Origin of the sequence: Streptomyces sp. NPDC047043 (assembly GCF_040644055.1) — a bacterium.
Taxonomy (GTDB): domain Bacteria; phylum Actinomycetota; class Actinomycetes; order Streptomycetales; family Streptomycetaceae; genus Streptomyces.
The window spans coordinates 132,064-158,009 of record NZ_JBEYVO010000012.1 but is presented as its reverse complement, the minus strand read 5'-3'; the positions used below and the strand labels follow the sequence as shown (position 1 = coordinate 158,009).

Genomic DNA, 25,946 nt, shown 5'->3' with positions numbered 1-25,946 from the left:
CCTGCGGCAAGAACCCGGTTACCTTTGACAGGAGTTGGGAGGGGGACTTGGGGAGGCGTTATTGCGTACCCGCAGGAAGCAACCCGACGTACCGGCTCCGGACGCCCCGTGGAGCGAGGTCGTGCCCGGCCTGTGGATGGGCGGGCACGAGTTCAGGGGCCGCTCCGGACAACTCGAATTCGCTGTCGTACGGGACGAGTTCGATCTCGTACAGACCCTGCTGAGACTTCCGGGGCACGGGCCCGATCCCGGCGTCGAGCACCATGTGTGGGCGATACCGGACGGGCCGCTGGACGGCACACAGCTCGCGGGCGTGATGCGCCTGGCACAGGCCGCGAGCGACGCACTGGACGAGGGCCGCAAGGTCCTCGTCCGCTGTTACCACGGGTACAACCGCTCGGGGCTGGTCGTCGCGCACGCCCTGGTCCGGCGGGGGCACTCCACGGAGGAAGCGATACGGCTGATCCGGTCCCGTCGCTCGCCGTGGGCGCTGCACAACGAGCTGTTCGTCGACTATCTGCGGGCGGGGCTGGCGACGGCCCGGCTGCTGGAGGAGCTGACAGAGTAACGAGGTAATCGTTTCGCCGGACGAATAGGGTGTACCGGGTACCGATCGTTCTGAGCCACAGGAGTCCCGTGCCCCGCATCCGCGCCGCACGCGCGGCGCTCGCCGCCGCCGCTCTCGCCCTGCCGGCGGCGGGCTGCGGCGACGCGGGCGGGCTGCAGGGCGCGGGGTCCACGCCGACCGCGACCAGCCCGGCGAAGCTGTGGCCGAACCTGGCGCCCGCCTCCAGCCCCGCCTGGAACTACGACAACGGCGACGCCGAGGCCATGAAGGGCGTCACGGCCCCGGGCGGCGACATCCGCAAGGTCGAGCCGGTGTCCCTGGTGCGGGCCGAGATGGCCCAGCACCCGGACGACTACTCGGGCTCCAAGGCGCCGTACCGCGAGACGGCGCGCCGGATGGCCTACTGCGGCAAGGAGCCGGCGGATGCGCGGTGCCCGCTGCTCAAGGCGTACTACCGCGACATCACCGGCGACGGGAAGGCCGACCTGACCCTCGGCTTCCGGCTGCTGCCCGGCCATCAGACGGCCGTGCGCGTCTACACCGTGGAGGCGGGCGACCGGGTGGTCCAGGTGATGTCCAACGACGACGCGGTGAGCGGGGTCGAGCTGGCCGGGCGCTCGGTGATCATCCATGCGCCGTCCGACCTCGCGGACTACGAGTACCGGTTCCAGTGGACCTGGGACCCGGACCAGCGCGTCATGCTGCTCACCCACGACGAGATGCTCCGCATCGGCAAGCGCGAGCGCTCCTCGAGCCCGTCCCCCACGGCCTCCGTCTCCCCTTCCCTCTCTCCCTCGGCGAGCCCGTGATGAGGCTCGGGCTCCCGCACTGGGCGGGCACGCTCGCGGTGAAGGCCGCCGTGTTCATCGCGGTGATGTGCTGCGCGCTCGCCGCGCTGCTCGGCGTGCTCGTGCACGTCTCGGTGACGAACCAGACCGTCGGCCAGGCCCGCGACCTCGCGCTGTCGCGCCTGGACGACGCGACGAAGGCGTACGAGGCCGGGGACACGCTGCTGCCGGGCGCGGGCGTCGACCCGCCGGGGCTGCCGTCGGCGCTGCGCGCGCTGGCGGTGGACGGGGACCGCGGCACGATGGTCTCCGACCGGCACGGACACCCCACGATGTGGGCGGCGGGCCCCGCCGACCGCAACCGGGCACTGGCCGTCGAGGTCGACTACGCGCAGCAGTCCCGCACCATCGCCGGGCTCGACCGGGCGATCCTTTGGTCGTCGGCGCTGGCGATCACGGCGACGCTGCTGGTGGGCGCGTTCGCGGTGACCCGGGTGACGCGGCGGCTGCACGCCACGGCGACGGTGGCCCGGCGGATCAGCGCGGGTGACCTCGACGCGCGCGTCGGCGATCCCCGTACGAAGGATCCGACGCGCCCCCAGGACGAGGTGGCCGCGGTGGCGGCCGCGCTGGACTCCATGGCGGCTTCGCTGCAGGGCAAGCTGCTGAGCGAGCAGCGGTTCACGGCGGACGTGGCGCACGAGCTGCGCACCCCGCTGACCGGACTGCACGCGGCGGCCGAGCTGCTGCCGCCGGGGCGGCCGACCGAGCTGGTGCGGGACCGGGTGGCGGCGTTGCGCACCCTGACCGAGGACCTGCTGGAGATCTCCCGCCTCGACACCGGGCGGGAGCAGCTGGAGCTGGACACCGAGGAGCTGGGTGCGCTGGCCGAGCGGGTGGTGCGGGCGTCGGGGGCCGACACGGAGGTCGTCGTCCTGCGGGGGCACGACCGTGCGGGACCACGGGGACGGGTACCCGGACTATCTCGTGGAGCACGGGCCGCAGCGGTTCCGTACCGAGGGGGGCGTGAAGGGGCACGGGCTGGGGCTGACCATCGCGGTGGGGCAGGCGGAGGTGCTGGGGGCGCGGCTGGAGTTCGCGAACGCGTTGGACGGCGGGGCGGTGGCGACTCTGACGCTCGGTTAGGGGGCGCTCCTATGGCCCAATGTGACGGGCGCGCCCCGGGGCCGACTCCTAACGTGGCGAATAGTCAGCTTCGCCCGCTTTCATGGAGGTACCCCCCATGTCCCTGCGCTCCCTCCTCGGCCGTGTGGCCATAGCCGGCGCCGCCGGTGCTCTGCTCGGTTCCGTCGTTGCCGCTCCCGCCCTCGCGGACGACGGGGACGACGGGGGTGATCCCGGTGTCAGCGTTCAGGACGGCTGGGATCAGGGCGGGGACGGGGATCCGGGCGGGGACTGGGGGCAGGGTGGAGACGGAGACTGGGGGCAGGGCGGCAACAACAACTCGCGCCTGGCCCGCGGCGTCGTCACCGCGAACACGCTGAACCTGCGCAGCGCGCCCAACCGCGGCAGCCAGGTGATCCGGGTGGTCCACCGGGGCGAGCGGGTCTCCATCTTCTGCCAGACCCCCGGCCAGAGCGTGCAGGGCAACAACGTCTGGTACCTCCTCACGGACGGCACCTGGGCGTGGGGTTCGGCCCGCTACATCGACACCATCGGAACTCCCCCGCGCTGGTGCTGAGACCGTGAGATCACAACTCCCGCTATTTGGGTAGGTTCCGGACATGACCAACGCCGGCACCACCGTGGCACAGGCGGATCCCCCCGCTTCCGCGGTACGCCTGCCCCGGCGCCGTGGCATCGAACTCGCCCTCATCGTCGTGGCCGTGCTGCTGTCCGTGTACGGCTACTGCGCGGTCGGCCTCGCGAAGAACGGCACTCTCCCGCCCGGCGCCGTCGGTTACGGCGCCGGGCTCGGCGTACTCGCGCTGCTCGCGCATGTCGCGGTGCGGCTGCGGGCCCCGTACGCCGACCCGCTGCTGCTGCCCATCGGCGTCCTGCTCAACGGCCTCGGTCTGGTGCTGATCTACCGGCTCGACCTGGAGACCCCGCACGACCATGCGGCACCCACCCAACTCGTGTGGTCCACACTGGGCGTGACCCTGTTCACCGTCGTCGTCCTGATGCTCCGCGACCACCGTGCGCTGCAGGACTACACGTACGTCTGGGTCGTCGCCGCGCTCGCCCTGCTGCTGCTTCCGATCCTCTTCCCGGCCGTGAACGGCGCCCGGATCTGGGTCCGGATCGCCGGATTCTCCATCCAGCCGGGCGAGTTCGCGAAGGTGCTGCTGGCCGTCTCGTTCGCCGCGTATCTGGCGGCCAACCGCAACGCGCTGGCGTACACGGGCCGTCGGATCTGGTTCATGCAGCTGCCCACCGGCCGGGCGCTCGGGCCCATTCTCGCGATCTGGCTGGTCAGTGTCGGTGTGCTGGTGCTGGAGCGCGACCTCGGTACCTCGCTGCTGTTCTTCGGGCTCTTCGTCGTCCTGTTGTACGTCGCCACCGGCCGCACCGGCTGGATCGCGGTCGGGCTGCTGCTGGCGGCACTCGGCGCGGTGGCCGTCGGCTGGCTGGAGCCGCATGTCCACAGCCGCGTCCAGGACTGGCTGCATCCCTTCGCCTCGATCGAGGCCGGGCAGGGCCCCAACCAGCTGGCCCAGTCCCTGTTCGCCTTCTCGGCGGGCGGCGTCCTCGGCACGGGCCTGGGGCTCGGCCACTCGATCCTCATCGGCTTCGCCGTCAAGTCGGACTTCATCCTCGCCACGGCCGGCGAGGAACTGGGTCTCGCGGGCCTCTGCGCGATCTTCCTCCTCTACGGTCTCCTCGTGCATCGCGGCTTCCGCGCCGGCCTCGCGCTGCGCGACCCCTTCGGCCGGCTGCTGGCCGTCGGCCTCGCCTCGATCGTGGCGCTGCAGGTCTTCGTGATCGCGGGTGGGGTGACCGGGCTGATCCCGCTGACGGGGATGGCGATGCCGTTCCTCGCACAGGGCGGCTCGTCGGTCGTCACCAACTGGGCGATCGTGGCGCTGCTGATCAAGGTGAGCCATTCGGCACGCCGTCAGTACGACGGGGAGGCCACCCCATGACACGGCACATCAAGCACGCCGGCTTCTTCTGCGCCCTCCTCCTCGTGGCGCTCCTCGTCGGCGCCGCCCGCATCCAGCTGGTCAACACCCGTTCCTACGACGCCAATCCGGCCAACCGCCGTACCACCATCGCCCGTTACGACCAGCCGCGCGGCGACATCATGGTCGCCGGCGAGAGCGTCACCGGCTCCCGGGACAGCGGCGAGCAGCTCCGCTACGAACGGACGTACCGCGACGGCCCGTTGTACGCCCCCGTCACCGGCTTCGCCTCGCAGGTGTACGGCACCACGCTCCTGGAGCACACCGGGGACACCGTGCTGTCCGGCACGGACCCGATGCTCGCGCCGTTCCCCATCTGGCACGACCTCACGCGCGCCCAGAGCGCCGGCGGCAACATCGTGACGACCCTCGACCCGGGCGCACAGCAGGCGGCTTACGAGGGACTGGACGGCCGCAAGGGTGCGGTGGCGGCGATCGAGCCGGCGACGGGGCGGGTGCTGGCACTGGTGTCGAGTCCCTCGTACGACCCCGCCGCGCTGTCGGGGAACGCCGCGGCGACGGCCCGGTCCTGGGCCCGGCTGAACTCCGATCCGGACAAGCCGATGCTCAACCGGGCGGTGCGGCAGACGTATCCGCCGGGTTCGACGTTCAAGGTGGTCACCGCTGCGGCGGCGCTGGACGCGGGGGTCGTCACGGACCTGGACGAGCCGACCCGCTCGCCGGACCCGTACCGGCTGCCGGGTACGACGACCTCGCTGATGAACGAGGGCGAGGGGTGTGAGGACGCCCCGCTGCGGGACGCCTTCGAGTGGTCCTGCAACACGGTGTTCGCGAAGCTGGGCGTGGACGTGGGCCTGAGGCGCATGTCGGCGACGGCGAAGGGCTTCGGCTTCAACGACGCCGGGCTGCGGATCCCCTTCTCCGTCGCGCCGAGCACCTTCGACACCACGCTCGACCGGGCGCAGCTCGCACTGTCGTCGATCGGGCAGTACAACACCCGGGCCACACCGCTGCAAATGGCGATGGTCGCGGCGGCCGTGGCCAACGAGGGGCAGCTGCGCTCGCCGTACCTGGTGGAGCGGACGACGACGAAACACGGCACCACGGTGGCGACGGCAGGCTCGCGGCCCGTGCGCCAGGCGATGCGCCCGGAGACCGCCGACCGCGTGAAGGAGCTGATGGAGGACGTCGTGACGGAGGGCACGGGCACGAACGCCGCGATCCCCGGCGCGGTTGTCGGCGGCAAGACCGGCACCGCACAGCACGGCATCGGCAACGCCGGGGTGCCGTACGCCTGGTTCGTGTCCTGGGCGCAGCGCGACCGGGACATCGCGCCGAAGGTCGCGGTGGCCGTGGTGGTGGAGGACGCGTCGGCGAACCGGGGGGACATCACCGGCGGCGGGGTGGCGGCGCCGATCGCCCGGGCAGTGATGGAGTCGGTGCTCAACTCCTCGTCGGACGACGGCAGTTGAGGATGCCGTGCCCACGTACTGAGACGGGGTCTGGAGCGGCGGACGCTCCCGACCTATCGTTCGGTAGATGACGACCTCCGGAGCAGCAGCCGCATACGAACTCGCCCAGGTGAACATCGCCCGCCTCAAAGCTCCGCTGGACTCCCCGCAGTTGAAGGACTTCGTCGACAGCCTCGATCCGGTGAACGCCGACGCGGACGACGCGGACGGTTTCGTCTGGCGGCTGGAGGACGAGTCCGGCAACGCGACGGACGTGGCCGTCTTCGGCGACGAGTGGCTGATCATCAACATGTCGGTGTGGCGGAACACCGACGCCCTGACCGCGTTCATGTACCAGGGCCGCCATCGCGAGATGCTGGCCCGCCGCAGGGAGTGGTTCGAGCGGGTTCAGGAGGCGATGGCGGTGCTGTGGTGGGTGCCGGCCGGGCACCGCCCCACGGTCGCGGAGGCCGAGGAGCGGCTGCTGCACCTGCGGACGAACGGGCCCACGCCCTACGCCTTCACGCTGCGGACGTCCTTCCCGCCGGGAGCGCAGGAGCCGGTCGCGGCGACGATCCCCGAGGACCTGGGCTGCCCGGTCTAGCGCCGCCGTGAAGTGACCGTCACCGGATCGCCTTCCGGGTCTCGGAGCGGACCTTCAGGGTGGTCTCGGCGGCCGCCGCGAGGTCGACGTCGGACGGGGACTGCGTGTAGGCCTCTTGGGCCATGTGGGCGACCGCGGCTGCCGTGTTGCCGTCCGCCCAGGCGCAGACCGGGAAGGTCAGCGTGTCATCGGCCTGCTGCTGTGTGGCCACTTCGCAGGTGACCGTGATGTCCGAGCCGTGCGGGTGGAAGTCCTTCGGCTTCACGGTCACCGTCACGCCCTCGGTCTGTCCGACGCCCGCCATCATGCCGTCGCGGCTCCCGTCCACGCTCTGGAACCGGCCTTCTACGCCCGAGATCATCAGCGCGCCGTCGGCCTCGACGCCGCCCAGGCTGTACGTGGCGACCTTCGCGTCGGTGACCCTGTCAGCCCAGGGCTCGGTGACCACCATGTCCTGGATGTTCTGGCCCGCAGTGTCCGAGAGGTCCTGGGTGAGTTCGTAGCGGTTGTCCAGCAGCGTCTTCGGCAGCGTCAGGGCGAACTCGGCCTCGGGCAGCCCGCTTTCACCCTTGCCGCCCGTCGCCACCACGTTCGCCACGATCACTGCGACGACCCCACCCGCGATGCCGAGGACGAGCCAGATGCGCCGCCTCTTCGGAGTCGGCGCCGGGTCACTGGTGGGCTGGATGTATGAATCCTGCGGAGAAGTCGTGGACACGTCAGCACATTACTGCATAGGCACGCCCCGCCACTCACCGACAGGCATCAGCCCTCCGTGGCCCCCGCCTCGATCGCGTCCCGCACCTCCGCCACCCGCTCCCGCTCCTCCGCCGCGAAGCGTTCGGCGTCCAACTGCTCGGCGATCTCCTCGTCCTGGGCCATCAGCAGGTCCAGGTTGGAGTCGCCCATCTCGAAGACGCCCATGTCGACGTACGCCTGCTGCAGCCGCTTGCCCCACAGGCCGATGTCCTTGACGCACGGGACGATACGGGAGAACAGCAACTGCCGGAACAGGGCGAGGAATTCGGACTGCTCGCTGTACTCCTCCGCCTCCGCTGTGGGGATGCCGAAGTTCTCCAGGACCTCCACGCCCCGCAGCCGGTCGCGCATCAAGTAGCAGCCCTCGATGACGAATTCCTCGCGCTCGCGCAGTTCGGCGTCGCTGAGCTGCTTGTAGTAGTCGCGCAGCGCCATCCGGCCGAAGGCCACGTGCCGGGCCTCGTCCTGCATGACGTAGGCGAGGATCTGCTTGGGCAGGGGCTTGTCGGTGGTGTCCCGGATCATGCCGAAGGCCGCCAGCGCCAGGCCCTCGATCAGGACCTGCATGCCGAGGTAGGGCATGTCCCAGCGGCTGTCGCGGAGGGTGTCGCCGAGCAGGGACTGGAGGTTGTCGTTGATCGGGTAGAGCATCCCGACCTTCTCGTGCAGGAAGCGGCCGTAGATCTCCGCGTGCCGTGCCTCGTCCATGGTCTGGGTCGCCGAGTAGAACTTGGCGTCCAGGTCGGGTACGGACTCCACGATCCGCGCCGCGCAGATCATCGCGCCCTGCTCGCCGTGCAGGAACTGGCTGAACTGCCAGGAGGCGTAGTGCTTGCGCAGCTCGCCCTTGTCCTTGTCCGTCATCTTCGCCCAGTACTTGGTGCCGTACAGGGACATCGACTCGTCGGGGGTGCCGAGGGGATCGTACGGATCGACCTCCAGATCCCAGTCGATGCGCCGCTGCCCGTCCCACTGCTTGTCCTTGCCCTTCTGGTACAGGGCGAGCAGGCGGTCGCGGCCGTCGTCGTACTCCCAGCTGAAGCGCGCCGCGCCGGTCGCCGGCACCTGCCAGAGAGGGTTTCCCGCGTCCTTGGCGTACAGGTCGTAAGTCGGCATGCTCCGCAGGCTCACACGTGGTAGACGCGGGGTCAACAAGTCGCGCACAGGGGATTGACGAGCTTGCTGACAAGCAGTCTCATAAGACACGGAGGATGTGACCCCGGGTAACAAGGTGGGAGAACCATGACGACCCTGACGGAAGCCGACGCGCTGGAGGGTCTGCGCGACGCGCTCGGCCTGCTCAAGGACCGGGAACAGGTGGCCGAGCGGCTGCTTGCCTCCTCCGCCAAGCACTCCTTCGACCCGGACAAGGAGCTGGACTGGGACGCGCCCTTCGAGGAGGGCAAGTGGTTCTGGCCGCCGGAGCTGGTGTCGCTGTACGACACCCCGATGTGGAAGCGGATGAGCGAGGAGCAGCGGATCCTGCTCTCGCAGCACGAGTCGGCGGCCCTCGCCTCGCTCGGCATCTGGTTCGAGCTGATCCTGATGCAGCTGCTCGTCCGGCACATCTACGACAAGGCTGCGACGAGTGCGCATGTGCGGTACGCGCTCACCGAGATCGAGGACGAGTGCCGGCACTCCAAGATGTTCGCGCGGCTGATCTCGCGCGGGGATGCGCCGTGGTACCCGGTGGCACGCGTGCACCAGCACCTGGGGCGGCTGTTCAAGACGATCTCGACGACGCCCGGTTCTTTCACGGCCACGCTGCTCGGCGAGGAGGTCCTGGACTGGATGCAGCGGCTGACGTTCCCGGACGAGCGGGTGCAGCCGCTGATCCGTGGCGTCACGCGGATCCATGTGGTCGAGGAGGCCCGTCATGTGCGGTACGCCCGTGAGGAGCTGCGGCGGCAGATGGTGACGGCGCCGAAGTGGTCGCAGGAGTTCACTCGGGTCACCTCCGGTGAGTTCGCGCGGGTGTTCTCGGTGGCGTTCGTGAATCCCGAGGTCTACACGAACGTGGGGCTGGACCGGCGGGAGGCCGTGGCGCAGGTGAGGGCCAGTGGGCATCGGCGGGAGGTCATGCAGACCGGGGCGAAGCGGTTGACCGATTTCCTGGACGACATCGGGGTGCTGCGGGGAGTTGGGCGGCGGCTGTGGAGGTCCTCGGGCCTCTTGGCGTAGGTGCAGGTTGCCGCCCCGGGGGCGCGGGACTTTGACATGCGCGGCTCCGCCGCGTGGGCGCGACCAGCCACAACGAACCCGCACCCGGCCGACTACCCTGCGAGGCATGAGCCCCTCCGCCCCCGCCTACCGTCGTCTGAGTGTCGAAGAGCGTCGCAGTCAGCTTCTTGAAGCCGCGCTCGGCCTCTTTGCGCACCGCGCGCCCGAGGACGTCTCCCTCGACGACGTGGCGGAGGCCGCCGGGGTCTCCCGTCCCCTGGTCTACCGGTACTTCCCGGGAGGCAAGCAGCAGCTGTACGAGGCTGCGCTGCGCTCGGCCGCGGACGAGTTGCAGCAGTGCTTCGACGAGGCGCGGGTCGGGCCGCTCCTTCCCCGGCTGGCCCGCGCCCTCGACCGGTATCTGGCCTTCGTCGATCAGCACGACGCCGGGTTCAGCGCGCTGCTCCAGGGCGGCAGCGTGGTCGAGACGTCCCGGACGACCGCCATCGTGGACGGTGTCCGGCGGGCCGCCGCCGAGCACATCCTGAGTCACCTGGAGGTCACCGATCCCGGGCTGCTGCTGCGCATGACCGTGCGGATGTGGATCACCGCGGTCGAGGCGGCCTCCCTGATCTGGCTCGACGAGGACAAGCAGCCGCCGGTCGACGAGCTGCGGGACTGGCTGGTGGAGCAGTTCGTGGCCGTGCTCTCGGTGACCGCGGCCCGGGACCCGCAGACCGCCGCGCTGGTGCAGGCGCTGGCCGAGGATGTCTGAGACTGGTGCCGTGAAGAGCGAAGACACCCCCTTCGAGGGCGGACCCATGGACGGCCGGGTGCTGCCGGTGCTCGTGGGACCCACCGGGCACCCCCCGAAGACGTACCGCATCCCCGTCCCGGACGCCGCCGGCGGGCAGCCCACCGTGCTGGTCTACCGCCGCGTGCCGCGCGGCCACAGCAAGCGGCTCGGACTGCCGCAGGGATGGAAGTACGAGTACGACCCCGAGGGCAAACCCGACAAGCTGAAGTGGCCCTGGTCGAAGCCGGACACCGTTCCAGACGCCACGCCGGGCGGCAAGCCGGACGACACCGACGGGTGACGGAGTTGCGCCGAACCGCGCACACACGGCGCGTGGCTCGCCGCCCGCGCGTCAACACCTCACGGTGCGGAGCAGAGGTGCTGCCCGCGCCGGAGGTGATGACGTGTCAGGAAGGCTTCTGCGTCTGGTGTGCACGGCGGCGCTCGCGGCCGGCACCGTCCTCGCACCGCTGCCCGTAGCGGCCGCACCCATGCCGCCGGACCCCGCCGGGACGTCCGTGGCCCGGCAGCTGACGGATCTTCAGCAGCTGTACCGACAGGCCGAGAAGGCCACCGAGACCTACAACGCCACCGAGGAGAAGCTGAAGAAGCAGCGCGCTGAGGTGGCCCGGCTGGACGCCGAACTGGCCCGCGCCCGGCTCGCCCTGCACGACAGCCGCGGTGCGGCGGGCCGTCTGGCCAGGCAGCAGTACCAGAACAGCACCGACATCTCGCCGTACGTACGACTGCTGCTCGCCCGCAATCCGCAGCAGGCGCTCGACGAGGGCCATGTCATCGGGCAGGTGGCGCGGGAGCGCGCCGAGACGATCGGCCGGCTGACCGGGAACGAGAAGAAGGCCGCCGATCTGGCCCGCCGGGCCCGCAAGGCCCTGGACGACCGGCTCACCCTCGCAAAACGCCAGAAGAAGGACCGCGACGACGTACGGGGGCGCCTCGCCGACGTCGAAAAACTCCTGGCCTCCCTCACCCCCGAACAGCTCGCTGCTGTGGCCGAGTTGGAGAAGAGCGACGTCGACAAGGCGCAGCAGCGGCTGATCACCTCGGGTGCGCTGGGCGACGACAACCGTCCGCCGTCACCGGCGGGCGACCGGGCCCTGCGGTATGCCGTGCAGCAGCTCGGGAAGCCGTACCAATGGGGCGCCGAAGGCCCGAAGTCCTACGACTGCTCGGGCCTGACGTCCCAGGCCTGGGACCACGCGGGCACCCCCATCCCCCGCACCAGCGAGGAACAGTGGGCCCACCTGCCGAGAATCCCCCTGAAGCAGCTGCGCCCGGGCGACCTGGTCCTCTACTTCCCCGAGGCCACGCACGTGGCGATGTACCTCGGGGAAGGAATGATCCTCCAGGCCCCGAGGACGGGAGAAACGATCAAGGTCTCCCCGATCGCGGCCTACCCGATCCTCGGAGCCGTGCGTCCGGACGGGAGTCCTCAGGCCCCGGCCACCGACGCCAGGTAGGCCCCGGTCTTCTCGGGCTCGTAGAAGAAGTTCTCGAAGTCGGCCGGGTCGTTGAAGCCGTTGGCGAACCGGTCGGCGACCGGCTGGAGTTGGCCTGCCGCGCCGATCAGGTTGAGGATGTGCTCCGGCGGCGGAGCGAGCATCGCGTTGGTCCACTTGGTGACGTGCTGGGCGGTGTCCCAGTAGCGGTCGAACGTCGCCTGCATCCAGGTCTCGTCGAACTCCTTCTCGCCGTTCTCCAGGATCGACGCGAGGTACGAAGCCGCGCACTTGGAGGCGGAGTTGGAGCCCTGGCCGGTGATCGGGTCGTTGGCGACGACGACGTCCGCGACGCCGAGGACCAGGCCGCCGCCGGGCAGACGGCCGATGGGGTTGCGGACGGTGGGGGCGTAACGGCCGGACAGCACGCCGCCCGCGTCGGTCAGTTCGACCTTGGTGGCCCGCGCGTACTCCCAGGGCGTGAACCGCTCCATGAGTTCCAGGGTCAGGGAGAGGTGCTCCGCCGGGTCCTTGACGCCGTTGAAGACGTCGAGCGGGCCGCCGGGTATGCCCTCCCAGAAGAGGATGTCCGCGCGGCCGGAGGTGGTGAGCGTCGGCATGACGAACAGCTCTCCCACGCCCGGGACCAGGTTGCAGCGGACCGCGTCGAAGTCCGGGTGCTCGGGACGCGGGCCGAGACCGTGGACGTACGACACGGCGAGCGACCGCTGCGGCTCGCTGTAGGGCGACCGCGACGCGTCCCGGCCGAACATGGAGACCAGCTCGCCCTTGCCCGCCGAGACCAGGACCAGGTCGTACGTACGGGAGAAGTAGTCGAGGTCGGAGACCGCCGCACCGTGGATGACCAGCTGGCCGCCGCGCTGTGCGAAGGTCTCCATCCAGCCGGCCATCTTCACCCGCTGGTCGACCGACTGCGCGTACCCGTCGAGCTTGCCCACCCAGTCGATCGCACGTGCCGCGGGGCCCTCGCTCCAGGAGCCGGGGGCCGCGACGGAGGCGCCGAGTCCTACGATCTTCGGGGCCTGGGACTCCCAGAAGTTCAGCTGGAGATCGCGCTCGTGCTGCAGTGCCGTGTGGAACATGCACTGCGTCGACATGACGCGGCCGGAGCGGATCTCGTCCGCCGTCCGGTTCGACATCAGGGTGACCTCGTACCCGTGCGACTGGAGTCCGAGGGCTATCTGGAGACCGGACTGGCCGGCTCCGACGACGAGTATCTTCCGCATGCGGGTGTGGTTCTCCTACTCGGGGGTGACGTCCAGCGCGTGGCCGACGAGGGACAGCAGAGTCTCGATCACGGAGATCCGGCGGCGCGCATCCATGATCATTACAGGTATGTGCGCAGGGATCGTCAACGCCTCCCGCACGTCCTCCGGTTCGAAGCGCTCGCTGCCGTCGAAGTGGTTGACCGCGACGACGTACGGCATCCCACAGCTCTCGAAGTAGTCCAGCGCGGGAAAGCAGTCCTTCAGCCGCCTGGTGTCCGCGAGGACGACCGCACCTATCGCGCCGCGCACCAGGTCGTCCCACATGAACCAGAACCGCTGCTGGCCCGGTGTGCCGAACAGGTAGAGCACCAGGTCGTCGTCGAGCGTGAGGCGGCCGAAGTCGATGGCCACGGTGGTGGTGAGCTTGCCGGGCGTGGCGGTGAGGTCGTCGGTCTCCTCGCTCGCCTCGGTCATCAGCGCCTCGGTCTGCAGGGGCGTGATCTCCGAGACCGCGGTGACCAGGGTGGTCTTGCCGACGCCGAAACCGCCCGCCACGACTATCTTCGTCGCGATGGGGGCGCGGGTCCGGTCCGTCTGCCAGGGCTGTTCGGGCCCCTCTTCGTCGAGGAGCGGGGAGACACCGCGAGCGGCGTCAGAGACGACGGAGTCCACTCAGCACCCTTTCCAGCAGAGCGCGGTCCGGGCGGCCCGTGCCGTGCCCGGTACCTGTTCCGTACACACGGATCTTTCCCTGGTCCGCGAGGTCGCTGAGCAGCACGCGGACCACGCCGAGCGGCATCTTCAGCAGCGCGGCGATCTCGGCCACCGTGCGCATACGGCGGCACAGTTCGACGATCGCCAGCATCTCGGGCATGACCCGGGTGCTGAGCGAACCTCCCCCACTGCCGAAGGCGTGGGCGGTGCCCCCAGTCAATTCCTTGCGCTCCTCCGGAGCCTCCAGTGCCGCGACGAACGTCTCGACAAGGAGGACGTGGCCGAAGCGGGTTCGGCCGCCGGTGAGCGAGTAGGGGCGGACGCGGGCGGGCTTGCGGTCGCCGCCGCGGACGGGGAGGTTGGGCCGGTCGGTCATCGCGTGCTCCCCGCGGACTCCGACTCCAGGGATTTTCGTAGCTCGCTGCGGAGTTCGGGGGTCAGGACGTGTCCGGCGCGGCCCACGAACAGAGCCATGTGGTAGGCCACCACGCTCATGTCGCAGTCCGCGGAGCCGTGCACGCCGAGCAGCGAGCCGTCGCTGATCGACATCACGAACAGGCTGCCCTCGTCCATCGCGACCATCGTGTGCTTCACGCTGCCGGAGTCCATCAGCTTGGCTGCGCCGATGGTGAGGCTGCCGATGCCGGAGACGATGGTCGCCAGGTCGGCGGAGGAGCCGCGGGGGCCCTTCACCGTACGTGGCCGCGCCTGGCGGGCCTCGAGGTTGCGTCCGGGGTCGGAGGAGAGCAGGAGCAGGCCGTCGGAGGAGACCACCGCCACCGACTGGATGCCCGGCACCTCCTCGACCAGGTTCGTGAGCAGCCAGTGCAGGTTGCGGGCTTCACTGCTCAGTCCGAAGGTACTGGGCGCGGTCAACTGCTTGCCTCCTCGACAGTGCCCCCCGTGGCTTCTTCGGATACGGCTGTTTCGGTGGCCGGCACCTCGTTCTGGGCCGTCTGTTCCGCGATCTCCGCCTCTACGGCGCGGTAGCCGGCCTGGGCGCCGGTGCGGAAGCCGCCGAGTCTTCTGCGCAGTGCTTCCGCGTCCACCGAGCTTGTGCGCTGGCGGGGCGGTTGGGTGGGTGCGGTGATCTTGGGAGTGCGCTTGGGGAGGCCCTTTGCGGTGACCGGTTCCTCGTCCGGTGTGCGCGTGTGCTCCGCCTCGGCTTCGCCTTCGCCTTCGGCGGATGTGTTTCCACCCGTACCACCCCTACCACCGTCGTCGTCGGGTGCGGGTGGCCCCTGTGGGGGTTCCTCGCCCTCGGCGGCCGCCGGCTGTGTGTGGATCGGGTCCGACTCCCCCGCCTGGGCCGGGATCAGGAGTTCCATCGTCGTCTCGACCGGTGCGGCGGACGGTGTGGACTCGCCCAGCGCCTTCTCCGCCAGCGCGACCAGCGGGTCGGCGGTCGGCTTCGGGCGGCCGGGCAGGACGTTGGAGTTGGCCTCGGCGTCCGCGCCCGGCAGGGAGAAGGAGTGGGTCGTTCCCGTCACCGGGGAGGACGACGAGGGGACCGCGGCGGTCGGGGCCGCGGCCAGCAGGGCCTTCGGCAGGACGACGACCGCCGCCACGCCGCCCTGCTTCTGCTCGCGCAACCGGACGCGGACGTCATGGCGGTGGGCGAGGCGGGCCACGACGTAGAGGCCGAGGCCCAGGCCCTCCTCGCCCTCCTGGTCGTAGGGGGACTCGGGGTCGAACTCGGCCAGGCGGGCGTTGAGGCGGGTCATCCGCTCGGCGGTCATGCCGATGCCCTCGTCCTGGACGGAGAGCATGACCTCGCCGCTCTCCAGGAGCCAGCCCGAGATCTCGACGGGCAGGTCCGGCGGGGAGAACGACGTCGCGTTCTCCATCAGTTCGGCCAGCAGATGGGAGAGGTCGTCCGCGGCGAAGCCCGCGACATGCCCGTGCGGCGGGAGGGCTGCGATACGAACGCGCTCGTAGCGCTCGATCTCGCTGACCGCGGCCCGTACGACGTCCACCAGCTGGACGGGGTGGACGCTCTGCTGGACGTGCTCGGTGCCGGCGAGAACGAGGAGGTTCTCGCTGTGGCGCCGCATGACCGTGGCGAAGTGGTCGAGTTTGAAGAGGGTGGCGAGTCGCTCGGGGTCGTGCTCGCGCTCCTCCAGGCCCTCGATGACGGCCAGTTGGCGCTCGACGAGGCCGAGGGTGCGCAGCGCGAGGTTGACGAAGGTGCCGCCGATGCTCTCCCGCAGCTTCTCCAACTGGGCCGCGGATTCCGCGAGTTCGGCGCGCAGCTGCTCGCGGGCGTCGGCCATCTTCCGGCGCTGGCCGACCAGGTGCTTGCGGTCGGACTCCAGGGTGGCGATGCGCTCGTGCAGGGCCTCGGCGTGCGCGTGCAGGGCGTTGACCGAGCGGACGACCTGGGCGAACTCGTCGTTGCGGCCGGTGAAGGTGACCGGTGCCTCGGCGGCCGGGTTCTCCGCCTCGGCGAGCCGGGCCGAACCGCGGCGCAGGACGGAGAGCGGACGCGTGAGGCTGCGCGCCATGGCCGTGGCGACGCCGACCGCGACCAGCAACAGGGCTCCGAGGACCGCGATCCGGATCTCCAGCGCGGTGACGTCGTCGTCGCGCAGCTGGGCCAGGTCCTTGGTGCGGTGGTCGTAGAGCGCGGACTCCGCACCGCGCATGGCGTCGATACGGGCGGAGAGGGCCGCGTCCACCTTCGTGGCACCGGTGCCGAGCTCGGCGGAGCTCAGCGTCGGCTGGTCGGTGAGGAGCGCGAGGTACTTCTCGGCCGAGTTGACCTCGGGACCGGTGACCGTGGAGTCGTACGACGCCCGGGCCGCCCTGGGCGCGGTGTCGCGGAAGTCGGCGAGCGCGGCGTCGGAGCGCAGCCGGGCCTGCTGGGCGGCCGCGGACAGGGCGTCGCGCTGCTTGGTGTCGGCGGCCGAGGAGGTGGTGGTCCTGATCGGCAGGCCGGTGGTGGGGCTGATGACCGTCTGGGTGGTCGTCGGCACGTTGAGCGCCGCGAGGAGGAGCCCGCGGGCGGCCGCGGACTGCTGCACGGCCGAGTCCAGCTCGGCGAGCGCGTAGGCGCCCGAACCGGCCCGGGGCGGCATCTGCTGCGCCAACTGCTCGGCGAGCGCGTGCAGTTCGGTGATGGCCGCGGAGTAGGCGTTGTGCGTCTCGAGGGCGCTGCTCTTGCCGGTGAGCGCGGCCCGCCGCACGGTGGCGATGCCGTCGAGGTCACCGAGCACGGAGGCAGGGGTGTCGGTGTTCTCCCGCAGATCCTCGACCTGCCGGTCGACACGGGCGCTGCGCTGCTCGGAGGGCGCCTTGGACTTGGCGCGGCCGGCCGCGATGTACGAGGTGACCTCGTCCCGCTCGTCGGCGAGCGAATGGGCCAGGGCCACGGCGTCCTGGGTCTGTTCGGCGAGCGTCACCAGGTCCTGGGAGTCCTTGAGCTGCCCGGAGGCGGCCAGGACGGAGGGGGCTCCGGCGCCGGCGATGGCGGCGGCCACGACGGCCACGGCGACGACGAGCCGGTTGCGGACGTGGGTGGGCCGGCCCCTGCCTGTGGTGGTGCCGGTGCCGGTGCCGGTGCCTGTGGTGCCGGGCGTGCCCTCCGCGCCCGCTGCGGGGTCCGTCTGCTTGCCTGTGCGACGAGGCCGCGTCTTCTGCACCGGTGCTCGCATTCCTGACTCGTGATACTCATGGGCCCGGGTGACGATCCGTCAACTGCCGCAGACTGTACGTACACCCAGCTCGGTCCCCGACCCTCCCAGTGCCGGTGGGCAGTGGTCGCGCATCACCTGACCCGCCACCCGAAGGAGTGAACATCGGAGAAGAGCGGGCGGGCAAGTTCCTCCGACGACTGCGGCGGCCTTTCCGGGCGGGCCGGTTGGACGTCCACAGCCACCGATGGCAGTATTTGCCGCCACGCATTCCCGGAACGGCGAATTCCGTCCCAAACCAGGCGCCTGACCTGCGTAAGTGCGCCAATTCGGCGACCAATGCCAGCCTTTGGCGAACCTTGTGAAGACGTCGTGCAGACTGGCCGAATGCGTACGGAACTTGTCTCGGAGCCCGGTGATCCCGCCCGCCCCAACGAGGACTTCGCCGCCGTGGTCCTGCCCGCCTCCGGACAGGGAGGTGCGGTGGTGGCCCTGGACGGAGTGACACCGCCGCGCGGCGGGACCGGCTGTCTGCATTCCGTCGCCTGGTACACCGCACGCCTGGGCGGCGCCCTGACCGAACTGACCGTTTCCCTACCGGATGTTCCGCTGCCGGAGGCCCTGTCCCGCGCCATCTCCCGCACCGCCGCGACCCACGCCGACACCTGTGACCTTTCTCACCCGCGCACCCCGCAGGCAACGGTGGTCGTGGCGCGGTGGTCGCCGGAGACGGTCGAGTACCTGGTCCTGTCGGACTCGGCCCTGCTGGTGGAGTCGTCGGAGGGGTCGGTCACGGCGGTGCTGGACGACCGGCTGTCCCGGCTGCCCCGCTCGGCCCTGGCGACGGACGCGATCGTCGACTCGGCGGTGCGCAACAAGGAGGGCGGCTTCTTCACGGCGGCCGCGGACCCGGCCGTGGCGGAGCGGGCGGTGACGGGGACGCTGCCACGGGCCGGGGTCCGTTCACTGGCGGCACTGACCGACGGGGCCACGCGGTGGGTGGAGAAGTTCCGGGAGGGCGACTGGGAGGACTGCCTGCGTCTCGTACGGAAGGAGGGGGCGGGGGCGCTGGTGCGACGGGTGCGGGCGCTGGAGCGGGCGGACGCGGAGAAACGCACGTATCTGCGCCGGAGCAAGACGCACGACGACGCGACGGTCGTGTACGTGGAGCTGTGACCCGCTCCCGGACCCCCTACCTCTCCATCCCGCGGTTCAACCGCTGCAACAGCCGCGCCAGTTCGGCGACCTCCCGCTGGTCCCAGTCCGCGAGCCGCCCGGCGTACCGCGCCCGGCGGGCCTCGCGGACCCTGCTGACGCGGTCGTGGCCCTCCTTGGTGAGGGCGACGAGCCAGGCGCGGCCGTCGGCGGGGTCCGGTTCACGGGCGACGAGGCCGAGGTCCTCCAGGGCGCGCAGCTGGCGGGACATCGTGGCTTTGCCGACGCCGATGTAGGCGGCCAGCTCGGTGGCACGCTGACTGCCGCACTCGTCGAGGCGGACGAGGAGGCCGTACGCCGCGGATTCCAGGTCGGGATGGACCTCGCGGGCCATCTCGCCCTGGTTGGCCCGGGCCCGGCGCAGCAGGACGGTCAACTCGCGTTCCAGTGCCAGGAACGCGGGCCGGTCCACACCACTCGACGCCACACCGGTCTCGTCCCGGTGCCCATCGCCGTTTCCGTCTTCGCGCACGTCAGCCCTGCCTTGTTTCCCGGTCCTGAAAGTTTCCGCCGAAATCCGCCGTCATTGCAGCTCCGCCAGTATTTCGCAGGGCTAGACCAACGGCAGCCTCCGGGCCCTCTTCCCACCGGCTCCGCCCCGTGCGTAGCTTCCTTTACCTGCAATGACTGGCATGCCCACGCCAGTCACGTATGGCCCTCCCACCGAGCATCACCGAGCCTTCGGAGGCACGCTATGCCCGTGCACAGATCCGGATCGGTACGACCCCGGCGCCTCTTTCTCGCCGGGCTCCTGCTCGCCGCCTTCTCCCTCGCCCTGCCCCTCGCCGTCCCGGCCTCGGCGGCCGACACTCCGGCCCGGGGCTCCGCCTACATGGGCATGGGCGTCCTCGCTCACGACGGCCGCAGCGGCACGCCCGGCCCCACCGCCGCCACCCAGACCGAGGGCGTCGACGTGGCCAGCTACCAGGGCAACGTCGCCTGGTCGACCCTGTGGAGCAGCGGGGTCAAATGGGCGTACACCAAGGCGACGGAAGGCACGTACTACACGAACCCCTACTACGCCCAGCAGTACAACGGCTCCTACAACGTCGGCATGATCCGCGGCGCGTACCACTTCGCGACCCCCGACACCACCAGCGGCGCGACCCAGGCCAACTACTTCGTCGACCACGGCGGCGGCTGGTCCAAGGACGGCAAGACCCTTCCCGGCGCCCTCGACATCGAGTGGAACCCCTACGGCGCCTCCTGCTACGGCAAGTCGCAGAGCGCGATGGTCAGCTGGATCGCCGACTTCCTGAACACGTACAAGGCCCGCACGGGCCGGGACGCCGTGATCTACACGGCGACCAGCTGGTGGACGGACTGCACCGGCAACTACAGCGGCTTCGCGTCGGCCAACCCGCTGTGGATCGCGCGATACGCCTCCGATCCGGGCACACTGCCGGCGGGCTGGTCGTACCACACGATGTGGCAGTACACCTCGTCCGGCCCGACCGTCGGGGATCACGACAAGTTCAACGGGGCTCTGGACCGCGTCGTCGCCCTCGCCAACGGCTGAGGCCCCCGAGCAGGGCGAAGGCCCGGGCCTCCCTCACGGGACCCGGGCCTTCCCTTGTCCGGTGGCGTCCGTCACGCCGCCACCGGAACCTCCGGCCTCGCGTCGCTCGCGGCGGGCGCGAGGGCCAGTTCCAGGACCTGGCGGACGTCCGTGACGGCGTGGACGGCGAGCTTGTCCAGCACCTCCGCGGGGACGTCGTCCAGGTCGGGTTCGTTGCGCTTGGGGATGATCACGGTCGTCACCCCTGCGCGGTGCGCGGCCAGCAGCTTCTGCTTCACGCCACCGATCGGGAGGACCCGGCCGGTCAGCGAGACCTCGCCGGTCATCGCCACGTCCGTACGGACCAGCCGGCCGGAGAGCAGCGACGCCAGTGCCGTCGTCATCGTGATGCCCGCGCTCGGGCCGTCCTTCGGGACCGCACCCGCCGGGAAGTGGATGTGCACTCCGCGGTCCTTCAGGTCGGCGACGGGGAGTTCCAGCTCCGCGCCGTGCGACCGGAGGAAGGACAGGGCGATCTGCGCCGACTCCTTCATCACGTCGCCGAGCTGGCCGGTGAGGGTCAGGCCCGCCGCGCCCGTCTCCGGGTCGGCGAGGGACGCCTCCACGAACAACACGTCGCCGCCTGCGCCGGTCACCGCCAGGCCCGTCGCCACGCCGGGCACCGCCGTACGGCGCTCCGCCGGGTCCTGGGCGGACTCGGGCACGTGGTGCGGTCGTCCGATCAGGCCGCGCAGGTCGCCGTCCGTGATGGTGAACGGCAGCTTCCGCTCGCCCAGTTCGTGCTCGGCCGCGACCTTGCGCAGCAGCCGGGCGATGGACCGCTCGAGGGTGCGGACGCCCGCCTCGCGCGTGTACTCGCCGGCGAGCTTGCGCAGTGCGCCCTCGTCGATGGCGACCTCGTCCGACTTGAGGCCCGCCCGCTCCAGCTGGCGCGGAAGCAGGTGGTCCCGGGCGATGACGACCTTCTCGTTCTCGGTGTAGCCGTCGAGGCGGACCAGTTCCATACGGTCGAGCAGGGCCTCCGGGATGGCCTCCAGGACGTTGGCCGTGGCGAGGAACACCACGTCCGACAGGTCGAGTTCGACCTCCAGGTAGTGGTCGCGGAAGGTGTGGTTCTGCGCCGGGTCCAGGACCTCGAGGAGGGCGGCCGCGGGGTCGCCGCGGAAGTCCGAGCCCACCTTGTCGATCTCGTCCAGCAGGACGACCGGGTTCATCGAACCGGCCTCCTTGATGGCGCGGACGACACGGCCGGGCAGCGCGCCGACGTATGTGCGCCGGTGGCCGCGGATCTCCGCCTCGTCCCGTACGCCGCCGAGCGCCACGCGGACGAACTTGCGGCCCATGGCGTGGGCGACGGACTCGCCGAGCGAGGTCTTGCCGACGCCGGGCGGGCCGACGAGGGCCAGTACGGCACCGCCGCGCCGCCCGCCCACGACACCGAGACCCCGCTCGCTGCGGCGCTTGCGCACCGCCAGGTACTCGGTGATCCGCTCCTTCACGTCCTCCAGACCGGCGTGCTCGGCGTCGAGGATCGCCTTGGCGCCCTGGATGTCGTAGGCGCCGGTGTCATCGGTTCGCTCGTTCCACGGCAGTTCGAGGACGGTGTCCAGCCAGGTGCGGATCCAGGAGCCCTCGGGCGACTGGTCGGAGGACCGCTCCAGCTTGTCGACCTCCTTGAGGGCCGCCTCGCGGACCTTCTCGGGCAGGTCGGCGGCCTCGACGCGGGCGCGGTAGTCGTCGGACTCCTCGCCGTCCTGCTCGCCGTTGAGCTCGCGCAGTTCCTTGCGTACGGCCTCCAGCTGGCGGCGGAGCAGGAACTCGCGCTGCTGCTTGTCGACGCCCTCCTGGACGTCCTTGGCGATGGTCTCGGCGACGTCCTGCTCGGCGAAGTGGTCGCGCAGCTGCTGGGTGGCGAGCTTGAGGCGCGCGATCGGGTCGGAGGTCTCGAGCAGCTCGATCTTCTGGTCGGTGGTCAGGAAGGGCGAGTAGCCGGAGTTGTCGGCGAGCGCGGAGACGTCCTCGATGGCCTGGACCCGGTCCACGACCTGCCAGGCGCCGCGCTTGCGCAGCCACGCGGTGGCGAGGGCCTTGTACTCCTTGACCAGTTCGGTGACGTGACCGGGCTGCGGCTCGGGCACGCTCTCGTCGATCCTCGTCCCCTCGACCCACAGCGCCGCGCCCGGCCCGGTGGTGCCGGCGCCGATCCGCACACGGCCGCGGCCGCGGATCAGGACGCCCGGGTCACCGTCGGCCAGCCGGCCCACCTGTTCGACGGTGCCGAGCACGCCGGTGCCCGGGTATGTGCCGTCGATGCGTGGGACCAACAGAACCTTGGGCTTTCCCGGCTCCGAGCGGGCGGCAGCCTGGGCGGCCTCCACCGCGGCGCGTACGTCGGCGTCGTTCAGGTCCAGCGGGACCACCATGCCGGGCAGCACGACCTCGTCGTCGAGCGGCAGCACGGGCAGGGTGAGCGTTGTGGACGTCGAAGCCATGATTTTCCTTCCGGCAGCCAAGTTGAGTTATGTCGACTCAATGCATGGCGCTGCGCGGATGTTCCCGGGACACCGTTCGCTGTCAGCGATCGGGCGGTGACGTGGGCGTTGCCGTAGGAGGACCGCAAGGCCGTCGCCATGAACCCGCAACGCCGTTCACAGGAACGGTCTGCACACTGCAAGCTCATTCACAGGTTGTGAGGGTGGGGAGCGGATGGCCGAGGAGCAGCGGCGGGGGCCGGCCCGGCGGGCGGTGATCGCGGGGGCCGCCGTGGTGGCCGCGGGGACCGCAGTGCCGTTCGTGGTGCGGGCCGCGGGCCGCGACGAGGCACCGGCCGCCCCGACGAGCGGCAACGAACCCGCCGCCGAACAAGCCCGCACCGCCGCCCCCGCAGCGGGCAGGGCGGCCTCCCCCACCCCGTACCGCCGCCCCCGTTCCGACCGCCGCCCGAACATCCTGTTCGTCCTCACCGACGACCAGCCGAAGGAGACCGACTGGGCCCTCCCCCAGACCCTCGACTGGCTGGGCGGACACGGCGTCACCTTCGCCCGCGCGCACGCGAACACACCCCTGTGCGCGCCCTCCCGCGCCTCGATCATGTCGGGCCGCTACGCCCACAACCACGGCGTCCTCGACACCCGGCACCCGTACCACCTGGACCAACGCACCACCGTCCAGCGCCGGTTGCACGAGGCGGGCTACCGCACGGGCCTGTTCGGCAAGTACCTCAACTTCTGGCACACCGGCGACAATCCGCCCCACTTCGACGAGTGGCTGCTCCAGGAACCCGTGGCGTACTACAACGGCCACTACAACGACAACGGCACCGTCCGGAACATCCCCGGGTACAACACCACCGTCATCAAGGACCGCGCCCTCGCCTTCATCGAGCAGTCCCGCACCGACGAACGGCCCTGGTTCGCGTACGTCGCCACCCGCAGCGCGCACGAGCTGAACATCCCGGAGCAGCGGTACGCACACAGGCGCGTGCCCGACTGGGACGGGCGGCCGTCCGTCTTCGAGACCGACAAGGCCGACAAGCCGCCGTTCCTGCGCAGGGCGCACCACTCCTTCGCCCAGGGCAAGGCCCTGCGGGAACGCCAGCTGCGCACGCTGCTCTCCGTGGACGACGCGATGCGCGACTTCCGGGACAAGCTGCGCGAGCTGGGCCAGCTGGAGAACACCCTGGTGCTGTTCACCAGCGACCACGGCCTGTGCTGGGGCGACCACGGCTGGCTGCGCAAGTCGGTGCCCTACCGGCCGAGCCTGGAGGTGCCGTTCCACCTGTCCTGGCCGGCGGGCGGCTTCGGCCGGGCGGGCACCGACGACCGGCTCACCGGTCACGTCGACATCGCGCCCACGTTCCTGGCCGCGGCCGGCCTCGAGCCGGACACCCCGCAGGACGGCCACTCCCTGCTGGACCGGCACAACGACCGCACGCACCTGCTCGCCGAGTGGTGGTGGAACCAGGAGGACAAGCAGCCGATCCACACCTGGGCGACGTACATCGGGAAGACGGAGCAGTACACCGAGTACTACCGGACCCGGCTCGGCAGGGGCGGCCGCCCGAGAGGCAGCGGAGAGGTGCTCTTCCGGGAGTACTACGACCTCGCGAAGGACCCGTATCAGCTCAGCAACCGGCTTCACGGGGCGAGCAAGGAACAGGAGCGCAGGCTCGGAGTGCCGCGGCTGGCAAGGGAGTTGGCGGCTGCCCGGCGGGCGGACGGATGAGGCGCCCGGGCGGCCTGTCCTAGGCCGTCGCCGTCCGGCACCAGCGGCGGATGACCGGCCAGGTCGAAACGCCTATCGCGAGGGAGATCAGGTGGCCCCAGTTGGTCATCGGGTCCGTGAACGCGATGAGGTCCTGGAGCAGCATGCCGCCGAACAGCCCCAGCACCGGCCAGCGCAGCCACGGCGTGAGCAGCCCGGCCAGCGCGCCGACGCTGGCGGCGACGCCGAAGCTGATGCCGTAGTCGAGGCGGTGCAGGGAGCTGTCGGGCAGATGGCCGACCAGCACCGCCAGGCCCACCGTGCCCTCGGTCGCGAGAGTGGCCAGGACGTGCCCGAGCAGGAACACACCGGCGGTGCGCAGCCCGCCCATCCGCCGCTCCAGCGCCGTGAGGACGAGCAGGAAGCAGATCACGTACGGCGACAGCAGCCCGCCCGCGATCCACAGCGCGCTGGCGACCAGGACCAGCACCGGCGTGCGCACGAGGTGCGCCACGTCGGTGCTGGAGGCCTGGTACAGGGTCTGCATGAGGGAGGGCGAGGCGTACGCGGCGATCAGCGAGGTGACGGCGAGGAGGGCCGCGTAGCCGAAGGTGAACGGCGTCCCGGTCGGCGTGGGCAGGATGCGCCAGGGGCGGAGCGTGCGGGCCGGAGGGACGGCGACGACCGGCGCCGGGGGCGCCGCTGCGGCCACCGGGCCGCGCTGGCGCGGCATCGCGTCCAGCAGGTCGGAGACCTCGGGAAGCGGCGCGGCCGAGGGCCTGACGTCGGCCGTCGCGGTGGGTTCCACGGTGAGGTGCTCCTTCCGTTCCACCCCACCTTTCGTGGCCCCACAGGTCGCTGTCTATGACCGACGCCACGCGCGACGCGATTCACAGCAACCTTTAATGCTTTTCCTGCGTCCAACTCCTTTTCTCACAGCCGTCCTGGCCCGCTACGGCCGCAGGAGGGTCACCTCCCGGGCGTGGGCGGCCTGTGTGGCCGGGTCCCAGTCGCCGGTGCAGTAGACGGAGGCCTCGCTGATGGCTCCGTCGCGGAGCTCGGCGCGCATCAACTCCCGGCAGTACCAGCCGCCCTGCTCGTCCTCCCACTGCTCCTCGAACTCGAGGACGAGCCCGGTGGGCGTCGCGTCGACGCGGTGGCGCGGGACGGTGCCGAGGAAGGGATGGCTGCGGCGGCGCAGGGCGACGAGGGCCTCGCGGCCCGCGGTCTGCAGCCGCCACTGGGGCAGGGTCAGATCGAGGAAGACGTCCTCGGTGAAGAGGCCCTCGGGCGCGGTGTTGGTCTCCAGGAACCGCACGAAGAGATCGGCGAGTTCCTTGACGCGGGTGTCGGTCGCGGTGGTCATGACTGCGCCTGGGCGAGGTTGCGGCCGACGACCTCCATCGTGGCGTTCAGCTCGGCGGTGGGGCTGAACTCGACGACCTCGGTGCCGGCGAAGACCAGCGGCAGGTGGCCGGGCGCACCGTAGTAGGCGTCGCCGGCGTGGAAGACCTCGTCGTGGTCGGCGTACCGGAACACGATCTTTCCGGAGACGACCTGGCCCCAGTGCGGGCACTGGCAGCGGTCGTCGGGCAGGCCCCGGAAGAGCGGGGCGGGGTCCATGTCCTCCTTCATCGACTCGTACGAGACGGTGTACGGGCCGATCTCGGCGTAGCGCCCTTCGATGACCGGCTCGTCGACCTTGAGTTCGGCCTCGGCCTTGGTGGTGCGTGGCATGGTGTCC

At 70.8% G+C, this 25,946-nt stretch carries 25 protein-coding genes and 1 pseudogene; 14 read left to right on the top strand and 12 right to left on the bottom strand.

The window, feature by feature from the left end:
* Nucleotides 1-61: 61 nt before the first annotated feature.
* The 7 genes and pseudogenes from ABZ880_RS20535 (at nucleotide 62) to ABZ880_RS20505 (ending at nucleotide 6,518) form a co-directional block, all read left to right on the top strand.
* A complete protein-coding gene (locus ABZ880_RS20535; RefSeq protein WP_361264673.1) occupies nucleotides 62-568 on the top strand; it encodes a dual specificity protein phosphatase family protein in 507 nt (168 codons plus the stop codon).
* A gap of 68 nt (nucleotides 569-636) precedes the next feature.
* Nucleotides 637-1,377 carry a hypothetical protein gene (locus ABZ880_RS20530; protein WP_361264670.1) on the top strand — a complete coding sequence of 247 codons (741 nt, stop codon included), beginning with the start codon at nucleotides 637-639 and terminating at the stop codon, nucleotides 1,375-1,377.
* Nucleotides 1,377-2,502: pseudogene (locus ABZ880_RS20525) on the top strand (histidine kinase dimerization/phospho-acceptor domain-containing protein). The gene ABZ880_RS20530 and the pseudogene ABZ880_RS20525 overlap by 1 nt, the downstream one beginning before the upstream one ends.
* Before the next feature lie 97 nt (nucleotides 2,503-2,599).
* Nucleotides 2,600-3,058 carry an SH3 domain-containing protein gene (locus ABZ880_RS20520; RefSeq protein ID WP_361264668.1) on the top strand — a complete coding sequence of 153 codons (459 nt, stop codon included), beginning with the start codon at nucleotides 2,600-2,602 and terminating at the stop codon, nucleotides 3,056-3,058.
* A 43-nt stretch (nucleotides 3,059-3,101) separates the two neighbouring features.
* Nucleotides 3,102-4,463: an FtsW/RodA/SpoVE family cell cycle protein gene (locus tag ABZ880_RS20515; protein WP_361264665.1), complete on the top strand. Its 1,362-nt coding sequence runs from the start codon at nucleotides 3,102-3,104 to the stop codon at nucleotides 4,461-4,463.
* Complete coding sequence (locus ABZ880_RS20510) at nucleotides 4,460-5,935, top strand: penicillin-binding transpeptidase domain-containing protein (protein WP_361264662.1); 1,476 nt, start codon at nucleotides 4,460-4,462, stop codon at nucleotides 5,933-5,935. Before ABZ880_RS20515 ends, ABZ880_RS20510 begins: the two co-directional genes overlap by 4 nt.
* 67 nt (nucleotides 5,936-6,002) lie before the next feature.
* Nucleotides 6,003-6,518 (top strand): DUF3291 domain-containing protein, encoded by a 516-nt coding sequence (locus tag ABZ880_RS20505; protein WP_361264659.1) that lies wholly within the window; start codon nucleotides 6,003-6,005, stop codon nucleotides 6,516-6,518.
* Between the two features lie 19 nt (nucleotides 6,519-6,537).
* On the opposite strand, the gene ABZ880_RS20500 is transcribed toward ABZ880_RS20505, so the two are convergent.
* Both ABZ880_RS20500 and ABZ880_RS20495 read right to left on the bottom strand, forming a co-directional pair.
* Nucleotides 6,538-7,236: a hypothetical protein gene (locus ABZ880_RS20500; RefSeq protein WP_361264656.1), complete on the bottom strand. Its 699-nt coding sequence runs from the start codon at nucleotides 7,234-7,236 to the stop codon at nucleotides 6,538-6,540.
* A 47-nt stretch (nucleotides 7,237-7,283) separates the two neighbouring features.
* Nucleotides 7,284-8,393: a ferritin-like domain-containing protein gene (locus ABZ880_RS20495; protein ID WP_361264653.1), complete on the bottom strand. Its 1,110-nt coding sequence runs from the start codon at nucleotides 8,391-8,393 to the stop codon at nucleotides 7,284-7,286.
* A 126-nt stretch (nucleotides 8,394-8,519) separates the two neighbouring features.
* Here ABZ880_RS20495 and ABZ880_RS20490 point away from each other — a divergent pair, with 126 nt between their 5' ends.
* From ABZ880_RS20490 to ABZ880_RS20475, 4 genes are all read left to right on the top strand, one after another.
* Nucleotides 8,520-9,458: a diiron oxygenase gene (locus ABZ880_RS20490; RefSeq protein ID WP_361264651.1), complete on the top strand. Its 939-nt coding sequence runs from the start codon at nucleotides 8,520-8,522 to the stop codon at nucleotides 9,456-9,458.
* Between the two features lie 106 nt (nucleotides 9,459-9,564).
* Nucleotides 9,565-10,212 carry a TetR/AcrR family transcriptional regulator gene (locus ABZ880_RS20485; RefSeq protein ID WP_361264649.1) on the top strand — a complete coding sequence of 216 codons (648 nt, stop codon included), beginning with the start codon at nucleotides 9,565-9,567 and terminating at the stop codon, nucleotides 10,210-10,212.
* Between the two features lie 10 nt (nucleotides 10,213-10,222).
* Entirely contained in the window at nucleotides 10,223-10,534 is a 312-nt protein-coding gene (locus tag ABZ880_RS20480; RefSeq protein ID WP_361264645.1) for a hypothetical protein, read from the top strand.
* Nucleotides 10,535-10,637: 103 nt separating this feature from the next.
* Nucleotides 10,638-11,711 carry an NlpC/P60 family protein gene (locus ABZ880_RS20475; protein WP_361264642.1) on the top strand — a complete coding sequence of 358 codons (1,074 nt, stop codon included), beginning with the start codon at nucleotides 10,638-10,640 and terminating at the stop codon, nucleotides 11,709-11,711.
* On the opposite strand, the gene ABZ880_RS20470 is transcribed toward ABZ880_RS20475, so the two are convergent.
* The 5 genes from ABZ880_RS20470 to ABZ880_RS20450 are packed head-to-tail and all read right to left on the bottom strand — an operon-like array spanning nucleotide 11,684 to nucleotide 17,274.
* On the bottom strand, nucleotides 11,684-12,937 hold the full coding sequence (locus ABZ880_RS20470) for a styrene monooxygenase/indole monooxygenase family protein (RefSeq protein ID WP_361264639.1): 1,254 nt from the start codon (nucleotides 12,935-12,937) through the stop codon (nucleotides 11,684-11,686). The genes ABZ880_RS20475 and ABZ880_RS20470 overlap by 28 nt on opposite strands.
* 15 nt (nucleotides 12,938-12,952) lie before the next feature.
* Nucleotides 12,953-13,591 (bottom strand): ATP/GTP-binding protein, encoded by a 639-nt coding sequence (locus tag ABZ880_RS20465; protein WP_361264637.1) that lies wholly within the window; start codon nucleotides 13,589-13,591, stop codon nucleotides 12,953-12,955.
* The gene (locus ABZ880_RS20460) at nucleotides 13,572-14,009 is read right to left on the bottom strand and encodes a DUF742 domain-containing protein (RefSeq protein ID WP_361264634.1); all 438 of its coding nucleotides are present in this window, start codon (nucleotides 14,007-14,009) and stop codon (nucleotides 13,572-13,574) included. The genes ABZ880_RS20465 and ABZ880_RS20460 overlap by 20 nt, the downstream gene beginning before the upstream one ends.
* Complete coding sequence (locus ABZ880_RS20455; protein WP_361264632.1) at nucleotides 14,006-14,509, bottom strand: roadblock/LC7 domain-containing protein; 504 nt, start codon at nucleotides 14,507-14,509, stop codon at nucleotides 14,006-14,008. The genes ABZ880_RS20460 and ABZ880_RS20455 overlap by 4 nt, the downstream gene beginning before the upstream one ends.
* A complete protein-coding gene (locus ABZ880_RS20450) occupies nucleotides 14,506-17,274 on the bottom strand; it encodes a nitrate- and nitrite sensing domain-containing protein (RefSeq protein ID WP_361264629.1) in 2,769 nt (922 codons plus the stop codon). The genes ABZ880_RS20455 and ABZ880_RS20450 overlap by 4 nt, the downstream gene beginning before the upstream one ends.
* 378 nt (nucleotides 17,275-17,652) lie before the next feature.
* On the opposite strand from ABZ880_RS20450, the gene ABZ880_RS20445 reads away from it, so the two are divergent.
* Entirely contained in the window at nucleotides 17,653-18,441 is a 789-nt protein-coding gene (locus ABZ880_RS20445; protein WP_361264627.1) for a protein phosphatase 2C domain-containing protein, read from the top strand.
* Nucleotides 18,442-18,457: 16 nt separating this feature from the next.
* Here ABZ880_RS20445 and ABZ880_RS20440 read toward each other — a convergent pair whose 3' ends face one another.
* The gene (locus ABZ880_RS20440) at nucleotides 18,458-18,952 is read right to left on the bottom strand and encodes a MarR family transcriptional regulator (RefSeq protein ID WP_361264624.1); all 495 of its coding nucleotides are present in this window, start codon (nucleotides 18,950-18,952) and stop codon (nucleotides 18,458-18,460) included.
* A gap of 222 nt (nucleotides 18,953-19,174) precedes the next feature.
* Here ABZ880_RS20440 and ABZ880_RS20435 point away from each other — a divergent pair, with 222 nt between their 5' ends.
* The gene (locus tag ABZ880_RS20435; protein ID WP_361264621.1) at nucleotides 19,175-19,999 is read left to right on the top strand and encodes a lysozyme; all 825 of its coding nucleotides are present in this window, start codon (nucleotides 19,175-19,177) and stop codon (nucleotides 19,997-19,999) included.
* Between the two features lie 71 nt (nucleotides 20,000-20,070).
* Here the strand turns inward: ABZ880_RS20435 and lon are convergent, their stop codons facing one another.
* Nucleotides 20,071-22,491, bottom strand: coding sequence for an endopeptidase La (gene lon / locus ABZ880_RS20430; RefSeq protein WP_361264618.1), 2,421 nt, complete (start codon nucleotides 22,489-22,491; stop codon nucleotides 20,071-20,073).
* A 214-nt stretch (nucleotides 22,492-22,705) separates the two neighbouring features.
* Here lon and ABZ880_RS20425 point away from each other — a divergent pair, with 214 nt between their 5' ends.
* Nucleotides 22,706-24,223 carry a sulfatase gene (locus tag ABZ880_RS20425; RefSeq protein WP_361264615.1) on the top strand — a complete coding sequence of 506 codons (1,518 nt, stop codon included), beginning with the start codon at nucleotides 22,706-22,708 and terminating at the stop codon, nucleotides 24,221-24,223.
* A gap of 19 nt (nucleotides 24,224-24,242) precedes the next feature.
* On the opposite strand, the gene ABZ880_RS20420 is transcribed toward ABZ880_RS20425, so the two are convergent.
* The 3 genes from ABZ880_RS20420 to ABZ880_RS20410 form a co-directional block, all read right to left on the bottom strand.
* Nucleotides 24,243-25,010, bottom strand: a complete 768-nt coding sequence (locus ABZ880_RS20420) for a rhomboid-like protein (RefSeq protein ID WP_361264612.1) — start codon at nucleotides 25,008-25,010, stop codon at nucleotides 24,243-24,245.
* A gap of 144 nt (nucleotides 25,011-25,154) precedes the next feature.
* Entirely contained in the window at nucleotides 25,155-25,568 is a 414-nt protein-coding gene (locus tag ABZ880_RS20415) for a hypothetical protein (protein WP_361264610.1), read from the bottom strand.
* The gene (locus ABZ880_RS20410) at nucleotides 25,565-25,939 is read right to left on the bottom strand and encodes a hypothetical protein (protein ID WP_361264607.1); all 375 of its coding nucleotides are present in this window, start codon (nucleotides 25,937-25,939) and stop codon (nucleotides 25,565-25,567) included. The genes ABZ880_RS20415 and ABZ880_RS20410 overlap by 4 nt, the downstream gene beginning before the upstream one ends.
* Between the last annotated feature and the right edge of the window lie 7 nt (nucleotides 25,940-25,946).